At 69.2% G+C, this 15,792-nt stretch carries 12 protein-coding genes and 3 pseudogenes; 9 read left to right on the forward strand and 6 right to left on the reverse strand.

The window, feature by feature from the left end:
- Positions 1 to 26 precede the first annotated feature (26 nt).
- The 4 genes from OH735_RS11190 to OH735_RS11205 all read left to right on the forward strand — a co-directional run bounded on the left by OH735_RS11190 (position 27) and on the right by OH735_RS11205 (position 5,048).
- Positions 27 to 1,205, forward strand: coding sequence for a PLP-dependent cysteine synthase family protein (locus tag OH735_RS11190; protein ID WP_406381228.1), 1,179 nt, complete (start codon positions 27 to 29; stop codon positions 1,203 to 1,205).
- Positions 1,202 to 2,473: an MFS transporter gene (locus OH735_RS11195; RefSeq protein ID WP_406381229.1), complete on the forward strand. Its 1,272-nt coding sequence runs from the start codon at positions 1,202 to 1,204 to the stop codon at positions 2,471 to 2,473. Before OH735_RS11190 ends, OH735_RS11195 begins: the two co-directional genes overlap by 4 nt.
- A gap of 184 nt (positions 2,474 to 2,657) precedes the next feature.
- Positions 2,658 to 4,031, forward strand: a complete 1,374-nt coding sequence (locus tag OH735_RS11200; RefSeq protein WP_406381230.1) for a rhodanese-like domain-containing protein — start codon at positions 2,658 to 2,660, stop codon at positions 4,029 to 4,031.
- Between the two features lie 273 nt (positions 4,032 to 4,304).
- Positions 4,305 to 5,048 carry a sulfite exporter TauE/SafE family protein gene (locus OH735_RS11205; protein WP_406381231.1) on the forward strand — a complete coding sequence of 248 codons (744 nt, stop codon included), beginning with the start codon at positions 4,305 to 4,307 and terminating at the stop codon, positions 5,046 to 5,048.
- Between the two features lie 37 nt (positions 5,049 to 5,085).
- Here the strand turns inward: OH735_RS11205 and OH735_RS11210 are convergent, their stop codons facing one another.
- Positions 5,086 to 5,364, reverse strand: a complete 279-nt coding sequence (locus tag OH735_RS11210) for a metal-sensitive transcriptional regulator (protein WP_406381232.1) — start codon at positions 5,362 to 5,364, stop codon at positions 5,086 to 5,088.
- A 70-nt stretch (positions 5,365 to 5,434) separates the two neighbouring features.
- On the opposite strand from OH735_RS11210, the gene OH735_RS11215 reads away from it, so the two are divergent.
- Positions 5,435 to 6,007: a rhodanese-like domain-containing protein gene (locus OH735_RS11215; RefSeq protein ID WP_406381233.1), complete on the forward strand. Its 573-nt coding sequence runs from the start codon at positions 5,435 to 5,437 to the stop codon at positions 6,005 to 6,007.
- Positions 6,008 to 6,273: 266 nt separating this feature from the next.
- Here the strand turns inward: OH735_RS11215 and OH735_RS11220 are convergent.
- Positions 6,274 to 6,429: pseudogene (locus tag OH735_RS11220) on the reverse strand (AraC family transcriptional regulator); the annotation flags it as partial.
- A gap of 173 nt (positions 6,430 to 6,602) precedes the next feature.
- On the opposite strand from OH735_RS11220, the pseudogene OH735_RS11225 reads away from it, so the two are divergent.
- Positions 6,603 to 7,272: pseudogene (locus OH735_RS11225) on the forward strand (helix-turn-helix domain-containing protein); the annotation flags it as partial.
- Between the two features lie 18 nt (positions 7,273 to 7,290).
- Here the strand turns inward: OH735_RS11225 and OH735_RS11230 are convergent.
- The gene (locus tag OH735_RS11230; protein WP_406381234.1) at positions 7,291 to 8,532 is read right to left on the reverse strand and encodes an IS110 family transposase; all 1,242 of its coding nucleotides are present in this window, start codon (positions 8,530 to 8,532) and stop codon (positions 7,291 to 7,293) included.
- Between the two features lie 245 nt (positions 8,533 to 8,777).
- On the opposite strand from OH735_RS11230, the pseudogene OH735_RS11235 reads away from it, so the two are divergent.
- Positions 8,778 to 9,233: pseudogene (locus OH735_RS11235) on the forward strand (transposase); the annotation flags it as partial.
- A gap of 18 nt (positions 9,234 to 9,251) precedes the next feature.
- Here the strand turns inward: OH735_RS11235 and OH735_RS11240 are convergent.
- Together OH735_RS11240 and OH735_RS11245 are read right to left on the reverse strand one after the other, a co-directional pair.
- The gene (locus tag OH735_RS11240; protein ID WP_406381235.1) at positions 9,252 to 9,935 is read right to left on the reverse strand and encodes an alpha/beta fold hydrolase; all 684 of its coding nucleotides are present in this window, start codon (positions 9,933 to 9,935) and stop codon (positions 9,252 to 9,254) included.
- Between the two features lie 251 nt (positions 9,936 to 10,186).
- Positions 10,187 to 10,309 carry a hypothetical protein gene (locus tag OH735_RS11245; protein ID WP_406381236.1) on the reverse strand — a complete coding sequence of 41 codons (123 nt, stop codon included), beginning with the start codon at positions 10,307 to 10,309 and terminating at the stop codon, positions 10,187 to 10,189.
- A gap of 433 nt (positions 10,310 to 10,742) precedes the next feature.
- On the opposite strand from OH735_RS11245, the gene OH735_RS11250 reads away from it, so the two are divergent.
- Positions 10,743 to 14,285: a hypothetical protein gene (locus tag OH735_RS11250; protein ID WP_406381237.1), complete on the forward strand. Its 3,543-nt coding sequence runs from the start codon at positions 10,743 to 10,745 to the stop codon at positions 14,283 to 14,285.
- Positions 14,282 to 15,214: a hypothetical protein gene (locus OH735_RS11255; protein ID WP_406381238.1), complete on the forward strand. Its 933-nt coding sequence runs from the start codon at positions 14,282 to 14,284 to the stop codon at positions 15,212 to 15,214. Before OH735_RS11250 ends, OH735_RS11255 begins: the two co-directional genes overlap by 4 nt.
- A gap of 46 nt (positions 15,215 to 15,260) precedes the next feature.
- Here the strand turns inward: OH735_RS11255 and OH735_RS11260 are convergent, their stop codons facing one another.
- Positions 15,261 to 15,791, reverse strand: a complete 531-nt coding sequence (locus tag OH735_RS11260; protein WP_406381239.1) for an NUDIX domain-containing protein — start codon at positions 15,789 to 15,791, stop codon at positions 15,261 to 15,263.
- Between the last annotated feature and the right edge of the window lies 1 nt (position 15,792).

Consider the following 15,792-nt stretch of genomic DNA (forward strand, 5'->3'; position numbering starts at 1 on the left):
GGCGGGGTCGCGGGAGACCACACGCCATGAATTCTCCGCACACCTGCACCACTTCCGTTACCGCTTCCGCTTCTGCTTCCGCCTGTTCGCCCGCCCGGTTGCTCGCGTCCGGACCAGCCGCGCAAACACCGGCCGGACTCGTCGGCGACACCCCGCTGTTGTGGGTCGGTGAGCCGTTCACCACCGCCGGCCGCGGGTTCTGGGCGAAACTCGAAGGACACAACCCCGGCGGGATCAAGGACCGGACCGCGCTGTACATGGTGGCCCGCGCACGCGAACGCGGCGAGCTGCTGCCGGGAGCGCCGATCGTGGAGTCGACGTCCGGCACCCTGGGCCTGGGCCTGGCGCTGGCCGGGGTGACGTTCGGGCATCCGGTGGCGGTGGTCACCGACCCCGGCATGGAGCCGCTGATGCGTGGCCTGCTCACCGCCTACGGCGCCGAACTGCATGTGGTGACCGAGCCGCATCCGGTGGGCGGCTGGCAGCAGGCCCGCCGCGAGGAAGTCGACCAGCTACTGGCGACCCGGCCGGACGCCTGGTGTCCGGATCAGTACCACAACCCCGACAACGTGGCCGCCTACGCCCCGTTGGCCCACGAGCTGATCGCCCAGCTCGGCCGTATCGACACCCTGGTGGTGAGCGTGGGCACCGGCGGACACTCGGCCGGCATCGGCCGGGTGCTGCGCGGCTTCTTCCCCGCCCTGCGGATCGTGGGGGTCGACACCTGCGGCTCCACCATCTTCGGCCAGCCCGCCGCGCCGAGGCTGATGCGGGGGCTGGGTTCCAGCATCTTCCCGCGCAACGTCGACTACGCCCTGTTCGACGAGGTGCACTGGGTCGCCGCCGGTGAGGCGGTCTGGTCGGCCCGCGCCCTGGCGAGGGCCCGGTACGCGACGGGCGGGTGGAGCGTGGGCGCGGTCGCGCTGGTCGCCCGCCGGCTTGCCGCCACATCGGCGGCGGAGACGCGGATCGCCGCGGTGTTCCCCGACGGCCCGCAGAGGTATGTGGGCACGGTCTTCGACGACACCTGGTGCCGTACCCACCAGCTGCTCGGCCAGGAACCCGCCGACGCGCCGGACGAGCTGGCGCATCCCGGTGAGCGGGTCGTCGCACGCTGGAGCCGCTGCACGACGGTCCTCGATCCGCTGGCCGGGACCGCCCGCACGGCTGCCGAGGAGCGCGGGCTGGCGGGGGTGGCCCGGTGAAGGCGCTGCTGGCGACAACCCGGAGCTTTTCTCCGGCGGTGCGGCTGCTGATGGTGAACCAGTTCGCCATCAACCTCGCGTTCTACATGCTCATGCCCTATCTCGCCGCTCACCTCGCAGGGCAACTGGGGCTGGCGGCCTGGGCGGTGGGCCTTGTGCTGGGGGTGCGTAACTTCTCCCAGCAGGGCATGTTCCTGATCGGCGGCACCATCGCCGATTGCTTCGGCTACAAGGTCCCGATCATGGTCGGCTGTCTGCTGCGCACCGGCGGGTTCGCCCTGCTGGGGTGGGTCGACAGCCTGCCCGCCCTGGTGGCCGCGTCGGCGGCCACCGGGTTCGCCGGGGCCCTGTTCAACCCGGCCGTGCGCGCCTACCTCGCCGCCGAGGCCGGTGAGCGGCGGGTGGATGCCTTCGCCGCGTTCAACGTCTACTACCAGGCCGGGATGCTGCTGGGCCCGCTGGTCGGACTCGCCCTGCTGGCGGCCGACTTCCGCCTGGTGTGCACCGTCGCGGCCGCCATTTTCGCCGCGCTCACCGTGCTCCAGGGCCGCGCGCTGCCTGCCCGCCGCGCCACCGCCGCCAAGGACGGCGGGGATGCGGGCGGGGTGCTCGCGCAGTGGCGCCAGGTGGTGGCCAACCGGCCGTTCCTGCTGTTCTCGCTCGCGATGACCGGCGCCTACGTACTGACCTTCCAGGTCTACCTGGCCCTGCCCATGGCCGCCGACGCCGCGCTCGGGGCGGACGGTACGAAGGTCACGAGCGGCCTGTTCGTGCTCTCCGCCGCGGTGGCGGTCGCCGGACAGCTCAGGCTGACCGCCTGGGCGAAGGCGCGGTGGAGCCGTTCACAGGCGATGGTGCGCGGGCTGGCCGCGATGGGCCTGGCGTTCACCCCGCTCGCCCTCGCCCAGGCCGCCGGTACGGGGATGTGGCGGACCCCGGTCGAGCTGGCGGCCCTGGCGGCGGCCGTCGTCCTGCTGGCGGCGGGCAGTGCGGTGGTCTACCCGCTGGAGATGGACACCGTCGTGGCACTCTCCGGCAACCGGCTGGTGGCCACGCACTACGGCCTTTACAACACCGTTTCCGGCCTCGGCATCACGCTGGGGAACCTGGCCACCGGCGCACTGTGGGACTTCGCCGCCGCCCACCGCGCGCTGTGGCTGACCTGGGCGGCGCTGACGGTGACCGGGCTGGGCTGTGCCGGTGCCGTGTACGGGCTGGCACGCACCGGCCGCATCGGCGCCCGGGCGCCCGTGCCACTGACCGCCTGAACCCGGCATCAGGACGAGTACGGCCCCGGGGGCTGCGGGTCCATGGCGTGAACAGGCCGAGGCCGGGACCCGCAGCACCCCTGGGTGACGGGCGTCGCACGCCCTCCAGAAATACCCCCCCTGGTATCTCTGTTACGGTAGACGACAGATACCCCGGGGGGTAAATTTTTCGAGGGAGATTGCCGTGTTCTTTGCCGACACCCTGGAGACCGAAGGTCTGGGCAACCGCAGCTACCTGGCCGGGGGAGCCCGGGCGGCCGTCGTCGTGGACCCGCCCCGGGACATCGACCGGGTCATCGCCGCCGCCGCGGAACGCGGTGTGCGGATCGTCGCGGTCGCCGAGACGCATGTGCACAACGACTACGTGACCGGCGGGCTGGAACTGGCCCGGCTCACGGGGGCCCGCTATCTGGTGCCGGCCGGGGCATCGGTGGCGTACGAGCGGGTGCCGGTGGCCGACGGTGACGTCGAGCGGATCGAGGACGGCATCGAGCTGAAGGCGGTCGCCACGCCCGGCCACACGCCGCACCACACCTCCTACGTCCTTGAGGAGGACGGCCGGGCGGTCGCCGCCTTCACCGGCGGATCGCTGCTGATCGGCAGCGTGGGCCGACCGGATCTCGTGGAGCCCCGGCTGACCGAGCAGCTGGCCCGTGCCCAGCACGCCTCCGCCCACCGCCTGGCGGCCGAGCTGGACGATGCGGTGGCGGTCATGCCCACCCACGGGTTCGGCAGCTTCTGCTCCTCCACCCAGGCCGGGGGCGAGCACAGCACCATCGGGGCGGAGAAGGTCTCGAACCCCGCGCTGGCGCAGGACGTGGAGACGTTCGTGGCCGGCCTCCTCGCGGGCCTGGACGATGTGCCCGCCTACTACACGCACATGGGCCCGGCCAACGCCGCGGGCCCCGCGCCGCTGGACCTGACCGAGCCGCGGCGGGCCGACGCCGGTGAGATCGCGCGGCGGCTGGCCGCCGGTGAGTGGGTCGTCGACCTGCGCAGCCGTGTCGCGTTCGCCGAAGGACATGTGTCCGGGGCCTTCAACTTCGAGATCGAGGGCCAGCTGGCGACGTATCTGGCGTGGATGATCCCGTGGGGCAAGCCGGTCACGCTCCTGGCGCAGAGCGCCGAGGAAATCACCCGGGCCCAGCGGGAGCTGGCCCGCGTGGGCATCGACCGGCCGGCCGCCGCCGCGGTCGGCGCGCCCTTCGACTGGGTCGCCGAGGACGAGGCACCCGCCTCGTTCCCGCGCGCGACGTTCGCCGGCCTCGCCGCCGCACGGGCGCGGGGAGAGCGGCCGGTCGTCCTGGACGTGCGCCGGAACGGCGAGCGGGCCGGCGGCTGGATCGAGGGCAGTGTCCACATCCCCGTCCACCAGATCCACGAGCGCCTGGACGAGGTGCCCGCGGGTACCGTCTGGGTGCACTGCGCCGGAGGGATGCGGGCAGCCATCGCCGCCTCCGTGCTGGACGCCGCCGGACGGGACGTGGTCGCCATCGACGACGGCTACGCCGCCGCCGCGGAAGCGGGACTCGCCGTCGTAGCCCCTGACCGGCACTGACTGCACTGTCCCGTCCGGTGCGGGCCACTGCCCGGCCGGCGGGAGCACGTCACGTAAGGAACGCAAGATGATCTTTTCCCGACACGGGGGCGGTCGCCCCACCACGACAGGGCCCACTGTGCAGTACACAGACGCCCTCGCAGGCACCACGCACCACGCACACGCCCTCGCAGGCATACCGCACCACGCACACGCCCTCGCGGACCCCGCGCACAACACAGACGGCCTGACAGGCGCCACGCACCACGCACACGTCCTCGCGAGCCCCGTCATATGACCGCGTTCGTGCTGGCCCTGGCCGCCGGTGCCCTGGTGGGCCTGGCTCTCGGATCGCTGGGGGCCGGCGGCAGCATCCTGACGGTCCCCGCACTCATCTACCTGCTCGGCTTCAGCCCGGCGGAGGCGACCACAGCCAGCCTGATCATCGTCATCGTCACGTCGCTGACCGCCCTCGTGGCCCACGCGAGGACGGGAGCCGTGAACTGGCGTGCGGGACTGCTGTTCGCGGCCGCGGGGATCCTGCCCGCCGCCGCGGCGGGCCTGCTGTCCGCGCACATCCCCGCCGCCGTGCTCACCCTGGCCTTTGCCGTACTGGCCGCTCTGGCCGCCCTGCGCATGCTGCGCCGCAGGACCCCCACGGGCAGCGGGACGGTCTCGGCGGGGCGTGCAGCCGGGGCCGGCGCCGGACTGGGCGCGGTCACCGGGTTCCTGGGAGTCGGCGGCGGCTTCCTCGCCGTCCCGGCACTGGTGGCCGTACTGGCCGTACCGATGAGCGCGGCCGTCGGCACGAGTCTGCTGGTCATCATCGCCAACGCGCTCGTGGCCCTGGCGGCCAGGACGGCCACCGACGTCACCCTGGACTGGGCCCTGATCATGCCGTTCATCGCGACGGCGGTTCTGGGCGCCTGGGACGGCAAACGCCTGACCGCCAAGGTCGCACCGGGCACCCTCCAGCTCGTCTTCGGCGTTCTGCTGCTGGCCGTCGCCGTGACGATGGCAGTGGGTGCCGTGCTGTGACACCCCATGGGGCAACTGTTCAGGCCGGTGGCCGGAATCAGGCCAGTGACAGGAGGAGTTTCTCCAGCCGGGCCCGCATCTGCGCCGAGTCCCGCACCTGCGGATCGTCGCTGGTCATGCACTGCTGCAGCCCGGTCGCGGTGATCGAGAAACCGGCCCGGTCCAGGGCCTGGGAGACGGCGGCCAGCTGCGTGACGACACCCTCGCAGTCCCGCCCCTCCTCGATCATCTTGATCACTCCGGCGAGCTGGCTCTGCGCACGCCGAAGCCGGTTCAGCGCCGACTTCAGCTCAGTGGCCGTCATGTCGAGTTCCACATATCCTCCTCCATATACCCCCATGGGTATCGCACGTGGAGGGCAACCCATTTCCGAAAGGCATTGTTCCGTGACCAGTCCCGCCTCCCTGACCTCCTCCCAGGTGTTCGCCCGTTACGCGGAATTCACCGTGATCGACGTCCGCACTCCCTGCGAGTACGCCGGCGGCCACCTCCCCGAAGCCCACAACATCCCCCTGGACCGGCTGGACGAAGCCGCCGGCGCGCTGAAGGACGCCTCGGCCCTCGCACCGCTGCTGGTGGTGTGCGCCTCCGGCAACCGCTCGGCCAAGGCCTGCACCCAGCTGTCCGCCCTGGGGATCGAGGCCGCGACCCTGGAGGGCGGGACCAGCGGCTGGGCGGCCGCGGGCCACCCCGTCGACCGGCCCGCCGGAGCGCGCTCCACCTGGCCGATGGACCGACAGGTCCGGCTGGCCGCCGGGTCGCTGGTCGTCGTCGGCTTCCTCGCGGGTTTCGCCTGGCAGCCGGCGCACTGGCTGTCCGGCGCGGTCGGCGCCGGCCTCGTGTTCTCCGGGGTGACCAACACGTGCGGGATGGCCGCAATCCTGGCCAAGCTCCCCCACAACCGGCCCCGCAAGAACACCGTCTCCTTCCAGGACACGCTCACGCGCCTGGCCTCCTGATCAGCAAGCCGGGAAAGGCGCCGCGCGGGCATCGCGGTGATGTCGTTCTTCTGCCGGCGGACGGGGTGCCCGGGTGCCATCGTTGACCGGCAAACGGCCGTCCAGCTCCGCGAGGCCCGGCATGACGGAGATGTCGTAGGCGAAGAACAGCCCGGCCCTTCGGGGTGGTCCGGTGACCACCCCGAAGGGCCGCCGCGGGCCGCGCCCAGGTCCGTACCCCGCCCTTCCTCAGCTCACCGGACCGGAGCCCGACGGCCGGACGCGTCTCAGCATCTGAGGACAACTGTCCGCCCGTCCGAGCCGGTGGCCAGAGTCTCCTCGGACCGCTTGCCCCGGCGGAAGTCCTGCGGGCTGACGCCCCGTTCCCGCTTGAACGCGGCACTCAGCGCGAACGGCCCCGAATAACCCACCTGCTGAACCACCTCCCACCAGTACGTTCCGGGCCGGGTGCCGACTGACTGGCCAACAGGAGTGCATCGAGGGGTGTTGTCGCACCGGTCGAGGACCGCTAGTGCTGTGACCGCATAGGTTCGCCGGGTCGGTGGTCGTGGCGGTTGGATGTGCGGTGACGTCCGATCCGACTCCTGGAGGTGCGGTGGCCGAGCCTGTCCGTGTGCGCAGGTTGACCGACCAGGAGGGGCAGAAGCTGCAGCAGATCGTGCGCCGGGGCAGCACCAGCTCGGTGCGCTACTCGCCGCGCGATGATGCTGCTGGCCTCGGCCGGAGGCAACCGGGTTCCGGTGATCGCCCAGCTGGTCCAGGCCGGTGAGGACACCGTCCGCGACGTGATCCATCGGTTCAACGAGATCGGCCTGGCCTGCCTGGACCCTCGGTGGGCGGGAGGCCGTCCCCGCCTGCTCAGCCCTGACGACGAGGACTTCGTCGTGGCGACGGCCACTACCCGCCCGACCAAGCTCGGTCAGCCCTTCACACGCTGGTCCATCCGCAAACTCGCCTCCCACCTGCGGAAAGTGCACGGCCGCGGGATCAGGATCGGACGCGAGGCGTTACGGTGCCTGCTCGCCCGCCGCGGCATCACGTTCCAACGGACCAAGACGTGGAAGGAGTCGCCCGACCCGGAGCGTGACGCCAAGCTGGACCGGATCGAGGAGGTGCTGGAGCGATTCCCGGACCAGGTGTTCGCGTTCGATGAGTTCGGGCCGCTCGGGATTCGCCCCACCGCCGGGTCGTGCTGGGCCGAGCAGGGCCGGCCGGAGCGGCATCCTGCGACCTACCACCGCACCCACGGGGTGCGCTACTTCCACGACTCTTAATGGGTTTGGTCAAGCCGCCTGAGCCTCGTCGGCCGCCTTCTCGCGGGGGTTGTACTCCCTCTCATAGAGCCGGCCGTCTCGGAGCATGGCCCACAGGATAGAGACTCGTTGGCGGGCGACAGCGATGACGGCCTTCTTATGACGGCCCCTGTCGTGCGTGTAGCCCTGGTACTTGCGCAGATACGTCTCCCTCTCCCACGTCTCCGCGGTCAGACATGCGGACTGGCTGGACAGGAAGAAGGCCCGTTGTAGGGGCCGACTGTACTGGGTAGGGCGCTGGCGGTTCCCCGTGTTCGAGCCGGAGTCCCTGGAGACGGGGGCCATTCCTGATGCCACAGCGAGCCGTCCAGCACTTGGGAACCTGGAAATATCACCGACCGCTGCGAGAAGTTCAGCCGCAAGCAGCTCGCCGAAGCCGGGCATGGAAAGGACAACGGGCGCCTGGGGGTGCTGGGAGAGAATTTCTTTGATCTTGCTTTCCAGCTCCTTCAGGCGGACGTTCATCTGCGTGATCTTCTGGGCGAGTTCGGCTACCAGCTCGGCCGCCAGATCCTCTCCGCTAATAGTTGAGTCCTGCGCCTTAGCGGCCGTCACTGCCTTCTCTGCGATGATTGCTGCTTTCCTTACACCGCGCTTGGCGAGCCATGCTGTGAGCCTGCTCTCGCCCATCCGCCGAATGGCTGCTGGTGTCTGGTATCCGGAAAGCAAGACCAGCGGGCCGTCGGATCGGGCGAAATCGAAGGACCGCTCCAGCTCCGGGAAGATGCTGGTGACCATGGCCCTCATGCGGTTGATGGTTCTGGTGCGTTCGACTGACAGGCCATTGCGGTGGGAGAGGATCAGGGTGAGTTCCTTGGTGATCCTCGGAGGCGCCGGCACAGGGACTGTCTGCCGCCGGAGACAGCGGGCGAACTCGGCGATGACGTAGGAGTCCTTCAAGTCGGACTTTCCCTGGCCGCTGAAGCTCTTCTTGAACGCTGCGAACTTTGAGCCTGTGACGTACCGGGGACTCTGACTGTGGTTGGCCAGGATCCCCAGCAGCAACGCTGCTGGCCCGTCAACGAGGTCAAGTGCCCACGTCACGTGGTCCGCTGTATCCATAACCTCACCGAATACGGTCAGGATGTCGGGCTCGGAGTTGATCACCTTGCGGTTCCACAGTGGGTCGCCATCGGCATCGACCACGGTGATCCAGTGATGCCCTTTCCCCACGTCGATCCCGGCCCATACCTGTGGCGGCCGTTGCGTCATCTCGTCTCTCCAGATCGAACACGAGCAGGAAGTGCCAGGCCACCCCTGAAGCAAGTCCGTACGAGCGATCGAGGTCGCAGCTCTTAATCAGTTATGGCGGGTGACCAGAAGACCGGCCGACGGAGTCGACATGAGCCCCATGACGGGCAGGAGTACGAGAGTCGCATCCAGCCTTCCTGGCTATAGATGCAACGATTATCAGACAGTCGGGACACCCACCGGCAAGCCCGTACGAGCGATCGAGTCGCGGCTGCTACTCCGTCGGCGACGACCGCCTGTGGGGCGTCAACCGCCGCCGCAAGGGCACCGCCAACACCCTGGCCGCGCTCAAGTCGATCCGCGCCACCCGACCCGACGACGCGCCGATCTACACCATCCTGGACAACCTCTCCTCCCACACCGGGGCGGACATCCGCCGCTGGGCGAAGAAGAACAAGGTCGAGTTGTGCTTCACCCCGACCTACGCCTCGTGGGCGAACCCCATCGAGGCCCACTTCGGACCGCTGAGACAGTTCACCATCGCCAACTCCCACCACCCCAACCACACCGTGCAGACCCGGGCTCTGCACGCCTACCTGCGATGGCGCAACGCCAACGCCCGCCACCGCAACGTCCTGGCCGCCGAACGCAAGGAGCGTGCCCGCATCCGCAGCGAGAAGGGCCTCCGCTGGGGCGGTAGACCACTACCGGCCGGGGCCTGACGACCCAACCCGGCGCCGCTAGGAGTTGGCAGCCTCGCCCAGGACGCGGGCGAGTTCGCGGGGGCGGGTGGCCATCGGCCAGTGTCCCGAGTCGAGGTCCACGTACTCAAGGTGAGTAGCGCGGGCCAGCTCAGGACTCTCACCGGCGGCGATCCACTCCTGGGCCTGGGCGGGGGTGAACTCGGGACAGACAACCACAACGGGGACGTCGAAGCGGCGCTCGTCGGTCAGGCGCACGACTCCCCTGGCGACCGCCTCGGGGACAGGAACGGCGGCGGACGCGAAGCGGTCCCGGGCCTGCTGGTCCAGGTCAGCGGCGTCCGCGCCCTCGAAAGGATCCCACCCCGGGAAGGGCATGGCGCCGCCCTCGATCGCGAAGTGCTCGGCGTAGGCCCGCCCGTCGGCGGCGGGGAAGCCGCCGATCAAGGCGACCTTGGCCACCTTTTCTGGTCGTGCGTCGCCAGCCAGCCAGGCCAGGGTCGATGCTGCGGAGTGCCCTACCACCAGAGGCTTTCCGGGTGCCGCGTCAACCGCGGCAAGCACTGCTGCCAGCTGGTCGTCAAGCGTCGCGGAGGCGGCGCCGTCACCCTGGCCCGGGAGGGTGAGCGGCACGGGATGGTGGCCGAGCGTGGTGAGTTCGGGCACGACGTCGTCCCATGCGGATCCGTCGAGCCACAAGCCAGCGATGAGCAGGATGTCCACGGTGGTTCTCCCGGAGGGTCGTCAGATCTGGTTGCCGGCACGCTACCGGGATGCTCTGACACCGGGCTCCGGTCAGACTGAGATCTTTGAAAACTGCGGCTCGACCCAACCCAACCCGGCGAACCTACGCGGTCACAGCACTAGACGTTGAAGCGGAATGCCTGCGGGCTGATCCTGACCTGCGGCGGAGCGCCGTACAGCGCTCTGAACAGGCATTTCCCCGTTGGTATGCGTTGGCCTCCGACGGGCGATTACGGGTGTCCTGCGGACTGGGTGCGGACCGTTCTCAGCCGTGGCTGTTCCTCCTCGACGCCCTGGCGGGCCATCGCGACATCCGGCACGTCGATGGTGCCCGGTGTCGCATCGGCGACCACGCGGCAACTCGTCGACGAGCTGCTCCGGCCTTCTCGTCGGCGCCTTCGACAATCTTGCGAAGCAGTTGGGTATGGCTGGCTTCTCGGGGATTGACCAGGTCGACGACCTTCCGGAGGGCTACTGGGCCAGCCCTCCGGCACGGTCGTCGACAGCCACGGCCAGACCGCGGTGGAAGACCAGCGCACCGCTGCGGAACTCGGAGACGCGCTTCTGCCTGCGCGTGCCAGTCCTGAGAGCACAAGCCCCAAGCTATAGCCTGCGATTTCGCAGTGTGGTCGCACTTCAGTCGAGAGAGACACGAAGCGTTCCGCCACCGACTGGTCCACCAACATCTTCGATCTCATTCTGCCCTCAACTTCCTTCCTGTAAGGCAGAATTACCGCCGCGCGCTGCGACTGCACTCAGCACCACACCCGACAGGCTGGAGACGACATGCCCGTGGGAAAGCAGGCCCTGCTCGAACGCTTGGACCGTGGGCCATGCTTCCTGCTGCTCGGCCAACGCTACCTGTCGATCGATACCGGCTCCGACCCACTGACCGGTCCGCTTACCAGGGCTCTGGGGGGCGATGGGCTCCAGCCGAGTGTCTACCGGACGGTCCTCAGTGTCGACGCGGACCAACGCCAGGCCGCGTACAAGGCGCTCACCGACGCGGGGCGTGCGCTGGTGCTGCCGCCTCCGGTGAGGACGACCCTGGAATTCCCCTGGAACGGTGTGCTCTCGTCGGCGGTGGACCCGGCATGGCGCGCGGGTCTACAGAGTGAGTGGCGGACCGTCCAGCAGGGCGTCCCACAGCGCGATCGGACGCGGGTTTCCCGCAACGTCTGCGACGTCCAGGCGCTCATGCTCTTCGGAGGGGTGGACCAGCCCGCCGACGACCAGCCTCCCGCGACCCGGCCCGAGCTCACCCGCCGTCGGGCGATCGCGGCCGAAGCCCTGGGCCGTGTGGTATCCGACGCCCTCACCCCGAGGGGGCTTCTGGTGGTGGAGGGCTGGGGGCTCGACGACTGGCTGACCCCCGAAACGCTGTATGCCCAGATCTGCGACTCCGTGCCCGGCCAGGTGCACCTCTTCTCCGCGACCGACGAGATTCTGGCCGACGACCACATCCAAGAAGCCGTCGATCTCCAGGTCCTCGTCCCACACCGGGAGTCCTTCGCTTCCGTCGTGGTGGAGGCGCGCAATACGGGCCGGCTGACCCAGGAGCGCCCAGCGACCGCGCATGCCCATGCCCTGCGTGTCGGCGACCGGCTGCTGACCATGGACCGAAGCCGCTGGCAGCGCATCCTCCCGCACGCCCGCCCCGTGGACGTGGACCTGCTCGACGATCCGCCCGCCGAGTCGGCCGACCGTCGCTACCAGAAGTTCCGGGAGTTCCTCGGTACGAGCGACGGTTCTCCGGCGTGGTGGGCGCACGCCCGGGGACTGCCGTTCCAGCGGTCCTTCGAGCCCACCCTGTCGGATCTCGTCGAGCAGACCGCCGGCTCCCGGGACCAGCAGACACCGCTCCTCGTCGTCGGGCAGTCCGGCACAGGAAAAAGCGTCGCGCTGGCCCGTCTGGCGTTCCGGACCGCACGCAACGGACGACGCGTCGTGCTGCACATCCCCCGGCGATCGACACGCCCCGAGTACGAGGCACTGGACGACTTCTGTCTCTGGGCCGAGGAGCAGTCGGGCGGCAGCACCCTGATCGTCTGGGACTGCATGCTCGAACCGCAGGAGTACCAGCGGCTCTTCGACTATCTGCGCAGCCGCGGGCGGAAGGTCGTCGTTGTGGGCAGCTGCTACTGGGACGAGGACCTGTTCGGCGCCGCCCGGGACCGCAGACCCGGCCGGGCCGACAGGTCCGCTCCCGCCGGCCCTCGGTACGTGCGGGGGCGCGACTTCATCGAGGCCCCAGCGACGCTCGTGGGCAAGGAGCTGCAGCGCTTCATCAAGTACCTGGCAGACTTCGGCGTCCGGCTCAAGCCCGGTGACGAGCAAGCGGTTTCCCGTGACAACACGTTCCTGTCGGCGCTGTACCGCCTGCTCCCCGAGGTGCACGCCTCCCTGGCGAGCGGACTGACCCTGGAGCTGCGGCACTCGGAGCAGCGGCTCAGCCACGCCGCCCGCACCCGCATGGACTTCCGGGCGAACACCACCATGGCCCACGCACTGGTGAAGGCCGGGTTACTGAACGGCCTGAAAGTGCTTCTGGACCACCCCGGCGACGCGCCGTCCACCGCGGAGGACGATCCCTACGAGCGGCTGCTGAGCCTGATCTTGCTGATCCACAGCCACGGGCTTCGCATGCCGTTGGAACTCGCGCTGCGGACCATCGGCCGCGACGGCGTGCGCAACCTTCCGGATCTGCTGAGCGGCATAGACATCATCCACTGGGACGAGGACGACCTCGGCAACTACACCCTCGGCGGCCGCAACCAGCTGGAGGCGAGGCTGCTGACCCAAGCACGGGGCTCTGGAAAGGATCGGGAGGCGGCCCAGATCGCCGAGGTCCTCGAACTCGCACGCCCCGACGCACGAGCACGCAACGGCGGACCCGAGATCGACTTCGCGATCGAGCTGCTGACCCGGATCGGCCCACAGGTGGACCACGAGCAGCGTCTGTACGGGGCGCACTACCTCGCCTTCGCCGACTCCATCGCGGAGTTGCGCATGCATGTGTCCGACCCGGTGGTGCACGCCAGGCTCACCCACAAAGAGGTCAATCTGCGCAGGGAATGGGCAGTCCGGGACCAGCGGCGTGAGGGCACGGACCCCGACATGCGCCGGGCAGCCCTGGAGGCGGCGCAAGAGGCCGTGGACGAGGCTCTGCGCACTGCCGAGGGCCTGGGCCGTCGGCCACAGATCATGCTGAACCTCTACGTCGAGCAGGCCAGTGTGCGAGGGTCCCGGCTGTACGAACTGCTGCACTCGGGGCCCGGCGGCCGACTGCCCGATTCCCCGCCGGACGAGGCGCATGTCATCGACGAACTGCGTGCCATCCAGCGGAGCGTGCAGTCCGCCCTGTCCTGTGACGGAACGAACTACTACCCGATCGACGTCCTGTGCTGGGTAAGCCGTGACACGCTCAAGACCGGTGTCCTGTCCGACGAGGCCGCCGCCACTCTGCTCGGTGACTGTCTGGCCGCACTGACGGCGATCGACCCGGAAACGCTCGACCCGCACCAGGCTGCCCTCTACCACAGCAAGTTCGAGGACATAGCAGCCTGGGCCGGCGACCGAGTGCTGGCCGCACAGCAGCTCAAGAAACTCGAGGAGTACGACGAGCCGCTGGCGGCCTTCTTCTACGCCCTCAAGGTGAGCGGCTTCCTTCAGAACGCCCCTCAGCCCGAGGGCGTCCGGCGTGCGCTTGCGCATCTCCGCGAACGGCCTAGCCGGCTGCAGGACGCGAGGTGCATCCGTATCGCGGTGGACCTGTTGTGGTTCGCCCGGACAGGTGAACGCTTCATGTCGGGAGAGCGTCAGACGCTTCCGCTGGACGGCTCGGCCTGGCAGGAATGCCTGGACCTCACGGAGCTCGCGACAACGTACGACGCGGTGGCCTCGCTGCGGGTCCTGTTCATGCGTGCGCTGGCACTCTTCCACCTGGGGCGGGTCGACCACGCCCTGGACGCCTTCCGGAGCCTGGATCGCCTCTCTCTGGAGCAGCGCGACCGCCGCCGCGTCATCAACGTCTACCTGGCGAGTTCGGACGACGGGACGCCCAAGGTGTTCCGGGCCCGGGTGCTGCGCGTGGACTCCGACTTCAGGGGCGGCCGCTGCTGGATCGAGGACTACCAGCGGGAGTTCCCGTTCGACCCGTACCAGTTCGGCACCGACCAGACGATCGTCGGCCGCACGCTCGACGCTTATGTGGTGTTCAACATGCGCGGCCCCTGGCTGGAGCCCCCTCGCGAACCAGGTGAACGGCGCGGCCCCACACTCCTCGGTCCCGCAGGGGAGCGCCACCGCGAGACGAAAGGTGCGCTGTGACGACGACACCTGCCGCTGCGCCGGAAGCCGCCTGGAACCGGATCATCCGACTACACAAGTCTCTGGACCAGTTGACCCGCCGTCTGCTGGAGCGAGAGGCAGGCATGGACGTCAGCCTCCCTCCGCCGGACTTCTCCCATCCGCAGACAGCGTTCTTCGCCACGACCGTATGGACGAGTGCCTGGTACAAGGAAGCGTGGTCGGTGAGCCACGGCTGGCTGGAATCCCAGACTGACGCACTGGGGCACACGGTGCCCGACGAGAAGTTTGTCTATGTGCTGGGGCGGCTGCGTACCTTCCTCGTCCACCACGTCGACCGAAGCCGGCCCAAGGACGAGAAGACGGAGAAAACCTGCATCGAGTGGTTCGAGGGGGCGTGCGGGTCGGCCGTGCCGCACACGGCCGACGAGTGGCACGAGTGTCTGGCGCGGTTGCTCACGCAGAACGAGGCGCACACCCAGTTCGTCTTCGAAACCGCCAAGTCCGTGGAGAGGAGCCCCGACCGGGAAACCCTGGTCGACCAGTGGCGGTCGGCTCTCGAGCGGCGGGACTATCCTAGGTACCAGCTGAGCCTCCAGGAGGCTGCGGGTGATCTCGGGCTCGAAAAGCTCAGTGACCGGCAGCTCAACGTCATCCACGACCAGTACCGTGGCCGCTGGGAGAAAGCGGTCTCCCAGCTGCCGCACGAAGCCGATTTCACCCGGGCCATGCGGCTCATGGCCGAGTGGGCCCTGCTCGCCGACACGGGCAGATCGCTCGCCGTCGGCGCGGCCGACGTCATGCGCGCACTCGGTCTGCCTCCGGGGGTGAAGGTGGCCCAGGCACTGCGTCTCGCTCAGTTGCTCCACGAGATCCACTCAGACGACACCCCCGACGAGCTCCTGCGCCGCCTGTCCTGGCACTGGAAGGGGCTGTCCACCCCCATGTGAGCTCCTTCACGCCGGCGGCCCATTTTTTTCGTACCGGGATCAGGACTCAGGCCCATCCGCCGAGCGAGACAGTACGTCCGCCAGACAGGTACTGATGGAGGGCGTTTGCCGTGGTGTCGACGAAGGCTTCCGGGACAGCGTTGGCGTCCACCCAGCGGACTTGGGAGTGCTTGCGGGGTTCGCGGTTTTCGGGTTCGCCGGTCCATTCGTGGGCGGCGAAGACGACCGTGAGAAAGCCGTTGGGAGCCTCGACGCCCCAGGCGCCGTGGATGATGTGGGCGACCTTGAGGGACTCGGGCTTCACCGTGAGGCCCGTTTCCTCGTAGAGCTCGCGGACCGCCGTCTCCGTGATGGGTTCCCCCGGCTCGCTCTTGCCGACGGGCAGGTCCCACAGCCCCTGGGCGAACTTGGCGTTCTCGCTGCGCTGGAGGAGCACGACACGGTTGGTGGCCTTGTCGTGGACGATGACGGCCGCGACCAGCAGGGTCATCGATTCGAGCGCTGGCTTGAGGGCTTGGGAGCGGTCGTCGGTCTGCTGGGCCACGGTGTTCCCTTCGTCGGGCGGATTGTTGGGCATG

The organism is Streptomyces sp. NBC_01618 (genome assembly GCF_045209435.1).
Lineage (GTDB): Bacteria > Actinomycetota > Actinomycetes > Streptomycetales > Streptomycetaceae > Streptomyces.